Origin of the sequence: Psychrobacter sp. M9-54-1 (assembly GCF_016613355.1) — a bacterium.
In the GTDB taxonomy this organism is placed as follows: domain Bacteria; phylum Pseudomonadota; class Gammaproteobacteria; order Pseudomonadales; family Moraxellaceae; genus Psychrobacter; species Psychrobacter faecalis.
In genome coordinates, this window is sequence record NZ_JADGFW010000011.1 from 113,550 (window position 1) to 128,955 (window position 15,406).

The window sequence follows — 15,406 nt, forward strand, 5'->3', positions numbered from 1 at the left end:
TGTGTATTATCAAATTGGATGCAAATGATTTATTTATCAGCATGTTTTAAATGCAGGTTTTTAACGTAATCGACTTCATTTTTACTACCAAGTACCACAGGGACACGTTGGTGAATATCCGTTGGTTCTATATCCAAGATACGCTGCACCGCGTCAGTAGCAGCACCGCCCGCGCGTTCAATCAATAAGCTCATTGGGTTGGCCTCATACATCAGGCGTAACTTGCCGGCTTTATTGGCATCTTTGGTGTCAAATGGATAGGTGAATAAACCGCCACGACATAAAATTCGATGCACATCGCCGACCATCGCCGCCACCCAACGCGTGTTAAAGTCACGGCCGCGTACGCCAGTCTTGCCAGCGATGAGCTCGTCGATATATTGCTGCATAGGCGCTTGCCAGTAGCGATAGTTTGAAGCGTTGATAGCGTATTCACTAGTATCCGCATCAATCTGAACATCCTCTTCTATCAGCACATAGTCATTGCTATCAGGGTCTAGGCTAAACATCACGACATTATCAGCGATGGTTAATGCCAGTACCGTAGAGGTGCCATATAGCAAATAACCGGCGGCTAGCTGTTGATTACCCGCTTGTAAAAAATCGCTATTTGCACTGATTTGACCTTGGCGTTGGTACGGTAGGATAGAGAAGATGGTACCGACGGCCATATTAATATCGATATTTGATGAGCCATCAAGCGGATCGAACAATACCAATAAACTACCATCAGCGTTGGCAGGGGTAGCATCGTCGAGCTCTTCTGAGGCAACACCTGCACAATGCGCGTTGTTTGCCAACGCCTCTAATAATAAATCGTTAGCTAAGACGTCGAGTTTTTTCTGCTCTTCACCTTGGACATTTTGATTACCTGCTTCGCCTAAGATATCTGCTAACGCCCCTTTTCTTAATAACTGCGAGATGGTTTTACCAACATTAGTCACAGTGGTAATTACGTCATTAAGTGCCGGGTTACTGGCATCAGCGTTTAGATAATTTGCTAAGGTTGTCATAAGGTTTCCTGATAAAGACGGTTAAAATAGATAGTATTAAAATAAGTACTTTTAAAAATAAGACCAATGAGAATAAAAATTAAATAGAAGTTTGAGAGACGGTTAGATCACCTTTAATTTGCCTAAATTTGGCAAATTTTTAAATACCCAGCAAGGCGTCTTTGTCCTGACCACAAAATCAGCTACACTAGCGCTATGATTATTTATTTATGGTGTTAATAAGTGGCTTTTGATAAGGTTTGCTATATGTCTAGAGCCATTGCTCACTAAGACGCCAAAAGCTATCTTTTAAGGTTGTTTGTCATTGCGCTAAATTGTAGCAAATAAGCGCCAAAATGTCCTTGTCTGTGTGCTTAACGAGCGTAAAACGCCTAAATAATGATAATCACCTCATATCACCTAACAATAAAGATGTGCCATTATGTCAAATTCTATCGATAGTCGCTCAACACCAACCGTTTCGCCGACTGATTATGCCAAGTTTGATCCTGAGACTATTCATCAAAAGCTCAACGCCTCGCTCAGTCGTCCGCAGCTCAATAACGATGGCAGTATTCGCCATTTCTTAGGAGTAGAGGGTTTAAGTAAAGCGCAACTGCAGGCAATTATTGCCAAAGCAGAGACATTTTTTGATGATAATGGGCAACTGATTAACCGCCCTGAGCTTGAAGGCTATACGGTGATGAATTTGTTTTTTGAGCCGTCAACGCGCACGCGTACAACCTTTGAAGTCGCCGAAAAGCGTCTTGGTGCCAATGTGCTCAATATCGATATTGAGCGCTCCAGTACCAAAAAAGGCGAGAGCTTGCGCGACACCTTATGGAATCTACAAGCGATGACGGCGGATATCTTTGTGGTACGGCATTCAGCGTCAGGCGCGGCGCATTTTATGGCAACCGAAGTGACGCCAGATATTGCTATTATCAACGGCGGTGATGGCTGGCATGCTCATCCGACGCAAGGTATGCTCGATATGCTGACCATTCACCGTGAAGCACCGCGCCCGTTTGAAGAATTGTCTGTGGCCATCGTCGGTGATATTAAGCATTCGCGGGTCGCACGCTCAGATATCAGTGCGCTGCAAACCTTGGGAGTTAAAGATATTCGTGTTTGTGCGCCGCGTACCTTATTACCCAAAGGTATTGAGCGTTTTGGCGTGCAAGTTTATGAAGATATGAACGAATGCGTCACCGACTGTGATGTCATTATGGGATTAAGAATACAAAATGAGCGTATCGGCTCGCCGCTGCTGGCGTCGTCGAGTGAGTATTATAAACACTATGGTATTACGCCTGAACGCCTAGCACTGGCTAAACCCGATGCGTTGGTGATGCATCCTGGGCCGATGAATCGCGGGGTTGAGATTGCCTCAAGCGTTGCCGATGGTGACCAGTCTGTTATTTTAAAGCAAGTAAATAATGGCATTGCGATTCGCATGGCAGTGTTATCGCTAGCTATGGAAGGTCAGCGCGCGCATCAAGCGGCGAGTCAATAATCCTCTGCTGCGCTGTTTTATATTTATTTATTTATCACATTTTATTGATACGGTAATAACGCTCATGGTTCACATTACGAATTCAGATATTCATATGCACGACTTACTTCCAAAAGCATTTAAAGACGGACTACCAAGCACAGTAACCAATAAACTGGCTTCTCTTGAGTCAGAGCGCGAAATGTGGCTACTGCCGCCTTTGGTTGATTTATGCGCCCGCTTACGCGAACCGGGGCAACAACAACACGGTACGTTAGAGTCAGAAGGGCGTGCGGCCCGTGGCAATGGCTTTTTGCATGTGGTGATTCCACCTGATACCAACCCCATTTTAGAAAATGGCTCGCTATTAAAAGGTTTGCGTGAGCGGGCGCTGAGTGATGGCGGTATTTATTTGCATGTTTTAGGGGCGTTGACCGCAGGCTTAGAAGGCGAGCGACCATCAAATATCGCTGGTCTGAAAAAAGGCAGCTGTATCGCAGTTTCTAATGCGCGTCGACCTTTTCGTAATGACTTAGTGTTACTGCGTACTTTGGAGTATGCGGCGACTTTTGGCATGAAAGTATTCTTTTATCCTGACGAGCCAAGTCTCTCTGGTGATGGCGTGGCACATGAAGGTTATATCGCTTCGTATCATGGTTTGCAAGGCATTCCTTGGATTGCAGAAACGGTTGCTTTATCAACGCAGTTATTGATGGTAGAAGAAACGGGTATTGCCGCACATTTTAGCCAATTATCTTGTAAGTCTTCGATTGAGCTGATGCGCTGGGCGAAAGACAAAGGTCTGCCGGTGACTTGTGATGTGGCGATGCATCAGCTGTATTTAACCGATGATAATTTAAAAGGCTTTAATGCCCAAGCCTATGTGCTACCGCCGCTGCGTAGTAATACCGATCAGCAAGCCATTCGCCGCGGGCTAAAAGACGGCACTATTGATGCGATTTGCAGCCATCATGAGCCGCTAAATAGTACCGCTAAAAAAGCACCCTTTGCTGAGAGTACGCCTGGTATCTCAAACTTTGATACCTTTATGGCGCTGGCCTGTCAATTGGTACGTGATCAGGTATTAACGCTTGAACAGTTGGTCGATAAAATATGCCTTAATCCAGCAAAAATTGCGGGCATTAGTGAGAAGTATGAAAGTATCGGCGGCGCGGTGTTGGTCGATCCCAATCTTGAGTGGCAAGTAACCACAGAAACCATGCTGTCAAATGGGAAAAACACACCGTTCTTTAATGAGCAGTTGCAGGGTCGTGTGGTGGAGACTTTCTTTGCCTAATTTGCCCAGACAGGATGACAGTCTGCTACCATCCTCGAAGGATAATAACCAAGATTTAACCAGTCAGCCGCATACACCGCGCAGTGGCGCTAGTACCTCTAGCGAATCGATCAAAGCGGTGGCAATCTATGAAGTGGTCAAAGGCGTTGGTGCGCTATTAGGGGCGGGGGCTTTATGGTCCTGGCATAGTGACCTTGAGCATTGGCTAACGACAGCGACTGCGTCTTGGCAGCAAGTCTTTGGGCAACTGCTAGCACCGCAAGTTGATAGTGCGGTACGCATAGCGCAGCAGGCAAGCAAAAATTGGCCAGTATTTTTATTGCTCATTTTTGCTTATGCCAGTTTGCGCTTTCTTGAAGCTTATGGTTTGTGGCAAGATAAAACTTGGGCATATTGGTTTGGGGTGTTAGGCTACGGGATATTTATTCCTATTGAGATTTATTATTTGTTTGCTAGCCCATTTGACTGGTTTAAGCTTGCCATCTTAATATCAAATATTATTATTGTTATCGTGGTTTATCGCAATATGAAGCGCAAAGGTTTGATATAACTAGGCTGTGATACAAACCAATAAACGGGTTTAAGAGACCTAAAAAAGCCAGTATAAGTTATCCTCTTATACTGGCATTTCTTTGATTAAAACGGCTAAATGAAAACTATGTAAAGCTTATATTTCTGCGACTTTCTCGTCGGTACGAATGCTTTTGGCGACTTTACCAACGCTCAAACCTTGTACCAAAATAGAGAATATCACCACCGCATAAGTCAGCGCCAATAAAATATCGCGCTCGCCGCCTGCTGGCAGCTGCAACACCAAAGCAACCGAAATGCCACCGCGCAATCCGCCCCATGTCAGCACTTTCCACGCGCCTTTTGGCAAATCAAGCTGACGATGAAAGGTTTTGGTGGTCATGCCGACGACGATAAAGCGTGCAACTAGGGCAATAACAATGGTCAAACCAGCAGCGATAAATAAATTGCCCGAATAAGCAATCATCACCACCTCTAAACCAATCAAGACAAATAAAATCGCGTTAAGAATTTCATCAATTAATTCCCAAAACAAATCAATATAATGGCGCGTTTTATCACTCATCGCTAGCGCGCGTCCACGATTACCTACCATTAAGCCCATCATCACCATCGCAAGTGGTCCTGATAAATGCCAATGGCTGGCGAGTGCATAGCCGCCTATGACGCCCGCCAGCGTTAATAACACCTCTTCTTGGTAGCTGTCGATGCTTTTAAGCATGTAGTACAAAACTGCGCCGAGCACTAAACCAAAGACTATACCGCCACCAGCTTCAACGGCTAAGGTATGGGCAACATAATTGGCCGTTGGGATATCGCCACTGGATAAAATACCGAGCAGCAGCACGAAAATAACCACGCCGATACCATCATTAAATAGCGACTCACCAGCGATGACCGTTTCAATACTTTTTGGTGCGCCAGCTGAGGCCAAAATACCCATCACGGCGATTGGGTCGGTCGGTGATATCAAAGCGCCAAATAATAAACACCACAAAAACGGCAGGCCAAAACCAAATAGAGGCAGCATAAAGTACAGTGCAGCGGCAATCAGTAACGCCGATACGATGGTGCCAATACAAGCAAGGATACCAATGGGCAATTTATAACGTTTTAAATCGCCAATATTGACGTGGAGCGCGCCGGCAAAGAGCAACATAGACAACATGCCGTCTAATAAGACTTCGGTAAAATCAAGCTGTTCTAATAAGCTCACTTCGTAATCAATGAGCTGATCAAAACCTAAAAAGCCCAAAAATATCGCGCCGATAGATAATAAAATGGAGATAACCATCACGCCGATAGTCGTTGGTAAGCCGATAAAGCGATGATTGACATAAGTTAATAAGGCAGTAATCGATAAAAAAATAGCGCTGATTTCTAGTATGGTCAAGCTGCTGGTAGGAGCCATAAAAAAGGTCTCAAATAATGATAAAAAATCGTCCTAAGATTAGAACTTATAAAGATTGACTGGGTTTTTATTTTAGTTATTTTCGCGCTTGCATGCTAGTTATGAATAGCAAACTTATTTTTAGTAATGCAACTTGCTTTAGAGATTACCTTGATTGCGCTTGTAGCGTTTGACGAATATGAGCATCAAACTTAGGGACATACGCAAAGTATTGATGCTGGGCATCATCATCGAGAATAAATTGCTTAGCTTGTTGGCACATGGCGCTTAAGTCATCGACCAATTCTTGATAGCTGAGATTGTCTTGTCCCGCACGTTCAATCAATGTCAGCTCATGTAGTAGCGTTTGCTGCTGGGCGTTATTAACTTTAGCATAATTGAGATCCACCAATGCCTGACAAAGCGCCTTTAATACCATCAAGTCTGCGGTCGCGTAACCGCGTATCTCGCCAAGCGATGCATCGATAAAGTCGGATATTTTAGGGGTATGAGTCACAACGGCCAATATGGCGTCGCGTGGTTTATGGCTTACTTTTTCAATAATGCTATTATCAGATGTTGTTTTATCTGGCGCAGGTTGCTTTGATGTTGATTTTTCTGAACTTGGTCTATAAAAATGATAGGGGCTTGGCGGCTGACGACGCATCATGATGCTAAGGCAGCTGGTCAAAGACTGTACGCAATTGACCGCAGTTTTGGGATCGTTAATCCCTGGAGAGAGGGCGCGTACCGCAATTTCGGTCATTTGTCCTAAACTATAAGCGATATCGTTAGAATGGCTTAGGCGCTGCTCAATACGGATACAACCAGCAAAGCGCTGCCAAAACAAGCTATCTGGGGCGCGCGGCACAATAGCAAGTTTTGGCGTGTTGGTCTGCTGGCGATTTTCTGGATGGTTGGCTGGGCGCTGATAAAAATAGCCAATAATATTTCTATCAGTGACAAAATCACCAAGATTGGCATTAATTTGCACCACGCCTGCATAATCTTGGCTCAACGTCACCAATGATTTAAGATAGATTTGCTGTAAATAGCCCGAGCTTGGTGCATAAATCGGCGTTGCAGACCAAGTGTGAAACTGTTCGACATCCTGATGCACAACATCACGTTGATGCTTGATATTACAGCGGTCTTTATACCAGTAGTGAATATTTTTAATCGCCTCATTACTGGCGCCTTCGATCACATGCGATGCCTGAATCGCATGCACCATATGCTGCACAAAATACACCAATAATAACGCGCAAATAATTGCCATGATAATGCCAAAGGTCACCGCCAATTGCGGTACACCAAAGGCAACATCGTATTTATGAATCGCTTTTAACACCAACAAGCTATAGCTAAAGGTGCCGATAAAGGCGCCTAAAACAAACTGATTGGGCGTATCGGTCAAAAAATTGCGCAGCAGTCGCGGACCAAATTGCGAAGACGCCATTGATAATACGGCAATGGTAATCGAAAAAGTAGTCCCCGCGACACCGAGTACGGCACCGGCAATGGTGGTCATGATAGCGCGGGCGGCCTCATCATCGCCGGTAAAAGCAAAACTTAGCTCTCTAACCGTCTCGCGGTCAAAATGTTCATCAATCGTGACCAATATGGGCGCGAGTAGAATACCCGCTAACACACAAGCGCTAGGAATAAACCAATAAGAACCAATCAGCTGCTGCCACAGATTTTTTAGGCGATCGGGTAAATCCAATAGCGTCTGTAGCGACCAGAGCTGGGCAAATTGCTTTAACCTGTGCATGAGGGAGAGTAATAGCGACTTAAGCCAGCCATTTTTAGGGTGTTTATCCAATATAATGCGCTCCAAAAATGACCTAAAAACTAAACAAGTTCTATTGAAAAAAGCCGTGCTATTGCCTCACTAAATGACGAGGCTTAAAAGGAATTACCTTACCATATAAATAGGATCGTTTAAAAATTTAGTAAAAAAAGCCCCTATGATAGGAGCTTATTTATATGTTGTAACGAAGATAAAAAATGATAGTTAGCTTACTTAACATAAGCTTACTTTATTATAGGCTTATCCGCTTCTGTAATAATATCGTCTCTCTTCCCGATTCTGTGGTCAAGTGTAGAAGGTTTATTGTCGCCAATATCTTTAGGAATGAGAATTTCATTGTTATTCTCATCGCATTCTACGTCGCTGTCCTTATCATAAGCGATAGGATCAAAGTCCGGCGTGACGTTATCCCTATCTTTATCTTTTTTAGATAGATAGTTAGGGGTTGCCTCGTTAGATTTTCTAAAGAGTTTAGAGCGAGTGTTTTTAGTTGAATTTGCTGTATTTTCCTCAGATTTTTTACGGGGTTCGCTATGAGCGAAAATCATATTCAATGGTAAAGCCAATTGCTGTTTGGCATAAGCTTCTGTATTTTCAAAGCGATCAACCAATAAGCTCAGCCAAGGTTTTTGGTCCTCAATGCTCATCTCATCAAGCTCATCTTTAATCGGCAAAGGATAAGGCAGGGTGCAATAAAAGTCCCATAAGGTCATTTTGCTCAAATCTTTTTTCAGCACATAATCTTCTTCTTCGGTCATGGTGATAAGATTACTGTCTTGCAGATAGTTAATGTAGGTATACCATTTTGGCAGCTCTTTACGTCCTAAGACATTACGCAGCGCTTGCTCGCTCACCGCTTCGCCTTTTAAATGATGGGTATAAACGAGATTTAACATATCGAGCAAACTTAGGAGCGGGTGGCGCGGATAAACCTCTTCGGTCTCAAAAATGGTCAAGGTATAACTAATCTCAACGCCGAGCAAAATCAAATTCCACGACAGATAGATCCATAATAAAAAGATTGGCAGCGCGGCAAACGCCCCATAAATGGCCTCATAGCTGGTAAAATTCGCCATGACCGTACCAAAAAGGTTCTTCATTAACTCAAAAATAATCGCCACAAAGACACCAGCAATCGCCGCATTTTTTGCCGGGACACGCGCTTTGGGTATAAACCAGTACATACTAATAAAGCCCGCTACCGTGACCGCAATAGAAACGATTTGAATCCAAAACGACCAGTCGATACCGTAGCCGGCGATTTGTCGATTTAAGAAACTTAAGCTTTGCACCGTACTTGAGACGATAAATGCTGTGCCTAAAATCAGCGGTCCTAATGTCACAATCGTCCAGTAGCGCAGAATACTTTTCATGCCACCAGAGCGGTTTTCTACTCGCCAGATTTGATTAAAGGCGCGCTCAATGGTCGTCAAAGTCATGATGGTGGTAAAAAACAGTACCATCGAACCGATGATGGTCAGATTAGATGACTTTTCAGCGAAGTTATTGATATATTTGCTGACTTGCAAACTCGATTGCGGCAACAAGTTGCTATATATCACTTCATAAATCTGCGCTCTGACCGACGCAAGCGCTGGCACTGACGACAAAATCATCAATAGTACTGTTAAGATAGGCACAATCGATAATAGCGTTGTATACGTTAGCGAGGCGGCTTTTTGTTGGCAGTTGTCTTCAAAAAAGTGCCGCGTCAAAAAACGGAGAAACTGAAACCAACGTTGGTGTAAAAAAGGGATTTTTTTTAGTAAATTTTCCATGATAACCATTTAAAGGCAATAAGAGTACGAATAGTGTAACAAAAGTAAGCGTGCAGAATCTGCCATTGAATTGTGTCAAAATGCACTGAGTCAGCGTTGGTTTAAATGCTTGTCTACACCATCTACAAAACGCCATTGCTAAATGGGCTTTGTTTGCTGTCAGTGCATGACTCGGGCATAATGAGCACATCTATTATTCATGCGGGTCATTTATAGTGTGGTTGACGCGCTTTTAACCATTCATTTTCACGACTTTTTAAGGATGTTTTGCTAATGAGTCAGACCGCCCCTTATGTTTTGGTGCTTTATTATTCAAATTATGGTACGACGAAGACATTAGCATATGCCATTGCTCAGGGTGTTGAAGACGCTGGCATGACGGCGCGTATTCGTACGGTGCCGACTGTCGCGCCTGAAACCACCGCAACTAAGCCTGCCATTCCTGATGAAGGCGACCTTTATTGCACCATGGATGATTTAAAAGATTGTAGCGGGCTTGCGCTTGGTAGTCCGACGCACTTTGGTAATATGGCCGCACCGATGAAGTATTTTTGGGACAATACCGTCACCCTATGGCTGGCAGGCAATCTGCAAAACAAGCCAGCTGCGGTATTCACGGCTACCGGTTCGATGCACGGCGGACAAGAAACGACCTTGCTGACGATGATGATGCCGCTATTGCATCATGGCATGATGATTGTGGGCGTCCCTTATGCTGAGCCTGCGTTAAATAGAACGCAGCGTGGCGGCTCGCCTTATGGCGCAAGTCATGTCAGTGGCGCGTTACATGACCAACCAGTATCGGCAGATGAGCGCGAGCTGGCGATTGCCCAAGGTCGGCGTTTGGCAATTACCGCGTCTGCCTTAGCGCAAGCCAATTGGCAGCGTTAATTAACCCTTATATATTGCCGCTTGCTGTTATCAATTAGGAAATACATATCTCCCATGGTCACTAACCAATCCAAGCAGAACAGTAATATCGACACGCCCGCAGCAAAAACACCTGAGATAGTTAATACGCAAAAACCGATAGCGCCCATACGTCAGCGCTTAATGGTGACGTGGTTGGTTTGGCTAGCGTTTAGATTATTGGCGTTGCCGATTTTAATCAGCGTCTTTAATCCTAGTCGTCCCGATATCGTTGGTGGTATCGCTTGGCAAGCGTTATGGTTGCTACCGGCGCTGGTCTTAACGCCATCGATATTACGCGGGCGTTCGCCTTATGCGCTATTGATAGACAGTATGTTTACCTTGGTTTATCTTGGCGCGAGTGGGGTGGTGCTATTTACCCGTGTTTATGGCAGTAGTTGGGCTGAGATAATGGTCTATCTATTTGATTTTGTGTTATTACTTACCATCAACGTCTGGTTATTTGTCTTGTTAAAACGTCTACCGTCAATGAACAATGTCGTTAAACAGCCACGTTCTCGCTAAAATTCTCATAGAAAGTTTTATACGGATAAAAAAAGCGGCGCTTCATTTAGAGCGCCGCTTCTTTACGTTAACCATTTATACAAAGATAAGGGCTTAATTGACTTTGGTTAATTCTAAATCCATCTTTTTGCCATCGTTAATTTGGCTTACTTTGATAGGTAGGTAATCTAAGCTTGGCGCCAACCAAAAACTGGTCGAGCGGCTGTTATCATCGTGCACGCGGTCGACACGCACGGTATCAAACGTTCCAGCTGGCACAGTGATTTTAGTATTGCCTGATTTTTTAAAGGGTGTTTTCTCAATTTTGTCTTTTTTCGCCATGTAATAGTTGCCAGAGAATTTACCGTTTAATAAATCTTGGCGAATTTGCACCTCAAGGCTCAAATCATCAAAGGCTTGCTGTGCCATATTTAAAGTCGTCGATTTGCCGCGATAGTTACTTACTACCTTTTTACTGCTTGGATTAAAGTCCAATTTGTGCGTACGACCAACGCCCAATAGTTTATAAGTGGTGCTGGCCTGAGTTGGCACCACATTATTACCGTTAATAGTAAAGGTACTATTTTGCGCGGCGGTGGCGACACCAGCAACACGAGCATTGACATTGTATTTCCAAGTATTACCAGATTTATTCAACGTACGAGTGGCTGTGCCTTTGTATTTATCTTCAATGGTAAAGCTATAGTTCGCGCTTGAAGGCTCAACACTCTTGGCGCTGGCAAGGGTAGGTGCGGTCATACTTAAAGCTCCAATCGCAGCAATGCTCACGCCAGTCGTTAAGGCGGTTAAAATTTTAGAATTGCTGCGTTTCGGGTTATTAGAATGGGCTGCTAGGGATGGTTTCGGGTTTGATAAAAAACTCATGGATGTTCCTTAATTTGGTTTCAAGCTGTATTAGCAGCTTCTCTTAAAGCTACTGTATTTTATTTAACTATTATCTTTTATTTATAGGGTTTATTATGTGCTCACCCTTATATATTGTCATATTCTGTTACATTTTCAAGGGCGGCAAGCGCTTTAATCGTTTGGCTAATGTAGTCAATGTTGCTGGTTTTGCTAAAGCGAGCACGGGCAGTAACTTGCTGTAAGCTTGGTAAGAAATGAGGAAGTTAATTGGCTGATACTGCTAAAAGCTTCAGTTATAAGCGCTAACTTTCTCCCTTATTATTTGATGGAAGGCTTGTTGTTTCAAAGCAATGCTCAAGCCTTTAATAGCGTGCAATTTAATCAATGGAATATTTATCACTCGCACTACTGCTTACATAGGCAATGATGTGCAAAAATCTTGTAAATTTTTGGGCTTTACACTTGAAGCAAACTTGCCTTGCCCCCACTTTCTGATACAAGCTCAAAGCTTATCTAAAGAATGCTGTTTTTAAGCAGACATTCTGCTAGATCTTGGTATTGAGATCATTCATTCAAATAAACCTTTATATTAACTAACCAAATTTTGGAGTCGTATCGATGAATATTCGTCCTTTACATGACCGTATTGTCGTCCGCCGTATCGAAGAAGAAACAAAAACGGCTGGTGGTATCTTGCTTCCTGGTTCAGCTCAAGAAAAACCGTCTCAAGGTGAAGTGCTAGCAACCGGTAACGGTCAGATTCGTGACAACGGTGAAACTCGCGCGTTAGATGTAAAAGTTGGCGATAAAGTCTTGTTCGGTCAATATGCGGGTCAAACGGTAAAAGTTGACGGCGAAGAGCTATTGATTATGAAAGAAGCAGACGTATTGGGTGTACTAGAAGGCTAATTGCCAATAAGGAAATTTTGGCTAACATTTTTTGGCTAACGATTTTTAGCCAACAACAGTTATACCCAAGAACATTTATAAAAAAATATCATTGAAACCTTTCATTGCATTCTCATACTTATATTAGTGGAGTAATTTAACATGGCAAAAGACGTAAAATTCGGCATTGATGCCCGTAAACAAATGATGGACGGTGTAAACGTTCTAGCAAATGCGGTAAAAGTCACGCTTGGCCCGAAAGGTCGTAACGTGGTTATCGATAAATCATTTGGCGCACCTACCATCACTAAAGATGGTGTATCGGTTGCCAAAGAAATCGAGCTTGAAAACAAATTTGAAAACATGGGCGCACAACTGGTGCGTGAAGTTGCTAGCCGTACCAACGATGTTGCTGGTGATGGTACAACGACTGCGACTGTATTGGCACAATCAATCTTGGTTGAGGGCATGAAATCAGTTGCTGCGGGCATGAACCCAATGGATCTAAAACGCGGTATCGATAAAGCGGTACGTGCAGCGGTTGAGCAAATCCATGAGTTATCAACCCCAGCTGATGATTCAAAAGCGATTGCGCAAGTGGGTTCTATCTCTGCTAACTCAGACACTAAAATCGGTGAGCTGATTGCCCAAGCGATGGAAAAAGTGGGTAAGCAAGGCGTCATCACGGTTGAAGAAGGTTCAAGCTTTGAAGATACCTTGGAAGTGGTTGAAGGTATGCAGTTTGACCGTGGTTATATCAGCCCGTACTTTGCCAATAAGCAAGACAGCTTAACCGCTGAATTCGAAAATCCTTACATCTTGCTTGTTGATAAAAAAATTAGCAATATCCGCGAAATTGTGCCATTACTTGAGCAAGTCATGCAGCAAAGCAAACCGTTGCTAATCATTGCTGAAGACGTAGAAAACGAAGCATTGGCAACACTAGTTGTAAACAACATGCGTGGCGGCTTAAAAACTTGTGCCGTTAAAGCACCAGGTTTTGGCGATCGCCGTAAAGCTATGCTAGAAGATATCGCAACGTTAACTGGCGGTACGGTTATCTCTGAAGAGATTGGTCTGAGCTTAGAGACTGCTACTTTAGAGCAATTAGGTACGGCGAAAAAAGTCACTGTCGGTAAAGAAAACACTGTGATTGTTGATGGCGCTGGTAACACCGCTGACATCGAAAACCGCGTTGAATCTATCAAACGTCAAGTTGAAGAATCAACGTCTGACTACGATAAAGAGAAGCTGCAAGAGCGTATGGCAAAACTTGCTGGCGGCGTTGCCGTTATCAAAGTAGGCGCGGCAACTGAAACTGAAATGAAAGAGAAGAAAGACCGTGTTGATGATGCACTACATGCGACTCGTGCAGCGGTTGAAGAAGGCGTTGTCCCTGGCGGCGGCGTTGCTCTAGTTCGTGCAATGAATGCATTGTCTGAGCTACGTGGCGATAACGACGACCAAAATGCGGGTATTAGAATCCTACGCCGTGCGATGGAAGCACCTTTACGTCAAATCGTCACCAACTCAGGCGAAGAAGCCTCAGTGGTGGTTAATGAAGTCAAGAGCGGTAGCGGTAACTACGGTTACAACGCAGCTTCTGGCGAATACGGCGATATGCTAGAGATGGGTATCCTTGATCCAGCGAAAGTATCACGTTCAGCACTAGAAAATGCGGCTTCTGTAGCAGGCCTTATGCTTACAACTGAAGTCATGATTACTGATTTACCGCAAGGTGATGATGGTATGGCTGGCATGGGTGCTGCTGGTGGCATGGGCGGTATGGGTGGCATGGGCGGTATGATGTAATAAGCCTCTTAACCTGTAATGCTTAATATTATAATTTTTACTTTATAGTAATTGGTAAAATAAAACCCCGATAGGCTTTGGCTTATCGGGGTTTTTTAAAATATTTTTTCTACAAACTAAAGTTGTTAATTAAGTGGTTTTGATCTGTGTTACTATTTTAGATTTTGAGGTAGACATGCAATAGACCTCTTGCAAAAGTCATAGGTTTAGCTCGAAATTAATGATACCAGCAAACAGCTTCATTCTAAGATCATAGCGCTGACGACGGTTACGATATTTATTAGCCACGATTTTGAACAACTTGATTAAGCCTATTTTGTGCTCAACCACAATACGGAACTTTGCCAGATAGTGATTGGCCTGTTTGCATATCTCCAGTAACTGACCACCACGTGGCTTTTTAAAAGGGGTGAAGGTTTGCTTATGTAGCTTTGCTAACCCTTGATAACCACTATCTGCTAGTAATTTAGCATTGTCAGGAAGCCAATCAGGACAAGTATCTTTATAGAGCTTAAAATCGTGGATTGACCCTTTGCAGGTTTGCACATCAAGTATCAACCCTGTTTGCCAATGAACGATAACCTGCGCTTTTAAGGTGTGTTGTTTTTTCTTACCGCTGTAGTAGTCGCTTTGGTTTTTTTTGGACGCTCAATTGGGGTTTCGGTCGCATCAACAATGACGACGCTCCAATTGATGTCATCATCGACGCGACTAGGGAGCTTTTTGGGCAATTCAAACTTGCCAGAGTCAATCAGGATGTCTTCTACTTTACGGATGATACGGCTAGCAGAAGACTCATGAATACCAAAGTCCATACTGATATGATAAAGCGTGCGGTATTCACGCCAATAAGTCAGGGCTAATAGTATTTGGGCTTTAAGACTGAGCACGCTTGGTCTGCCTGATTTGGTTTTAGATGCTTCATGCTCTTGCATGGCCTCAAGCATGTCATAAAAGGTGGCTTTATGAATGCCTGTATAGCGTTTAAAACCAGCGTCACTTTGTTTGAGTAGCTTATCTATGTTTGGCATGGTTCCTAAAAAGTTATGAGTGTTTCAGTTATTGTAAATTCTCTTTGCTACTTTTGCAAGAGGTCTATTATAGCCCAAAAATATGAGTAGCTAACTGAA

13 protein-coding genes and 1 pseudogene are annotated in these 15,406 nt (G+C 43.6%); 7 read left to right on the forward strand and 7 right to left on the reverse strand.

Translation table 11 applies throughout. The features are described 5' to 3' along the window. Window positions 1-29: 29 nt before the first annotated feature. Complete coding sequence (locus IQ457_RS05590) at window positions 30-1,013, reverse strand: class 1 fructose-bisphosphatase (protein WP_200662398.1); 984 nt, start codon at window positions 1,011-1,013, stop codon at window positions 30-32. A 421-nt stretch (window positions 1,014-1,434) separates the two neighbouring features. On the opposite strand from IQ457_RS05590, the gene IQ457_RS05595 reads away from it, so the two are divergent. From IQ457_RS05595 to IQ457_RS05605, 3 genes are all read left to right on the forward strand, one after another. Further along, window positions 1,435-2,508, forward strand: coding sequence for an aspartate carbamoyltransferase catalytic subunit (locus IQ457_RS05595; RefSeq protein WP_102076262.1), 1,074 nt, complete (start codon window positions 1,435-1,437; stop codon window positions 2,506-2,508). Between the two features lie 94 nt (window positions 2,509-2,602). Beyond that, entirely contained in the window at window positions 2,603-3,784 is a 1,182-nt protein-coding gene (locus IQ457_RS05600) for a dihydroorotase (protein ID WP_200662408.1), read from the forward strand. Continuing rightward, window positions 3,777-4,334 carry a DUF2127 domain-containing protein gene (locus IQ457_RS05605; RefSeq protein ID WP_102076797.1) on the forward strand — a complete coding sequence of 186 codons (558 nt, stop codon included), beginning with the start codon at window positions 3,777-3,779 and terminating at the stop codon, window positions 4,332-4,334. Before IQ457_RS05600 ends, IQ457_RS05605 begins: the two co-directional genes overlap by 8 nt. Before the next feature lie 117 nt (window positions 4,335-4,451). Here the strand turns inward: IQ457_RS05605 and IQ457_RS05610 are convergent, their stop codons facing one another. From IQ457_RS05610 to IQ457_RS05620, 3 genes are all read right to left on the reverse strand, one after another. Beyond that, a complete protein-coding gene (locus IQ457_RS05610; protein ID WP_200662400.1) occupies window positions 4,452-5,726 on the reverse strand; it encodes a cation:proton antiporter in 1,275 nt (424 codons plus the stop codon). Window positions 5,727-5,871: 145 nt separating this feature from the next. Beyond that, the gene (locus tag IQ457_RS05615; protein ID WP_200662409.1) at window positions 5,872-7,479 is read right to left on the reverse strand and encodes a DUF2254 domain-containing protein; all 1,608 of its coding nucleotides are present in this window, start codon (window positions 7,477-7,479) and stop codon (window positions 5,872-5,874) included. 263 nt (window positions 7,480-7,742) lie between these two features. Beyond that, complete coding sequence (locus IQ457_RS05620) at window positions 7,743-9,296, reverse strand: YihY/virulence factor BrkB family protein (protein ID WP_200662401.1); 1,554 nt, start codon at window positions 9,294-9,296, stop codon at window positions 7,743-7,745. Window positions 9,297-9,569: 273 nt separating this feature from the next. Between IQ457_RS05620 and wrbA the strand changes: the two genes are divergently transcribed. Both wrbA and IQ457_RS05630 read left to right on the forward strand, forming a co-directional pair. Beyond that, window positions 9,570-10,187, forward strand: coding sequence for an NAD(P)H:quinone oxidoreductase (gene wrbA, locus IQ457_RS05625; RefSeq protein ID WP_191692390.1), 618 nt, complete (start codon window positions 9,570-9,572; stop codon window positions 10,185-10,187). Between the two features lie 54 nt (window positions 10,188-10,241). Continuing rightward, window positions 10,242-10,730 carry a hypothetical protein gene (locus IQ457_RS05630; protein ID WP_200662402.1) on the forward strand — a complete coding sequence of 163 codons (489 nt, stop codon included), beginning with the start codon at window positions 10,242-10,244 and terminating at the stop codon, window positions 10,728-10,730. 93 nt (window positions 10,731-10,823) lie between these two features. Here the strand turns inward: IQ457_RS05630 and IQ457_RS05635 are convergent, their stop codons facing one another. Then, window positions 10,824-11,594, reverse strand: a complete 771-nt coding sequence (locus IQ457_RS05635; protein ID WP_200662403.1) for a DUF3108 domain-containing protein — start codon at window positions 11,592-11,594, stop codon at window positions 10,824-10,826. Between the two features lie 600 nt (window positions 11,595-12,194). Here IQ457_RS05635 and IQ457_RS05640 point away from each other — a divergent pair. Together IQ457_RS05640 and groL are read left to right on the forward strand one after the other, a co-directional pair. Beyond that, entirely contained in the window at window positions 12,195-12,485 is a 291-nt protein-coding gene (locus tag IQ457_RS05640) for a co-chaperone GroES (RefSeq protein WP_144297704.1), read from the forward strand. Between the two features lie 141 nt (window positions 12,486-12,626). After that, on the forward strand, window positions 12,627-14,276 hold the full coding sequence (groL, locus tag IQ457_RS05645) for a chaperonin GroEL (RefSeq protein WP_200662404.1): 1,650 nt from the start codon (window positions 12,627-12,629) through the stop codon (window positions 14,274-14,276). A gap of 198 nt (window positions 14,277-14,474) precedes the next feature. Here the strand turns inward: groL and IQ457_RS05650 are convergent. After that, window positions 14,475-14,858 (reverse strand): annotated as a pseudogene (locus IQ457_RS05650) (transposase family protein); the annotation flags it as partial. Between the two features lie 8 nt (window positions 14,859-14,866). After that, on the reverse strand, window positions 14,867-15,307 hold the full coding sequence (locus tag IQ457_RS05655) for a transposase family protein (RefSeq protein ID WP_200662405.1): 441 nt from the start codon (window positions 15,305-15,307) through the stop codon (window positions 14,867-14,869). Between the last annotated feature and the right edge of the window lie 99 nt (window positions 15,308-15,406).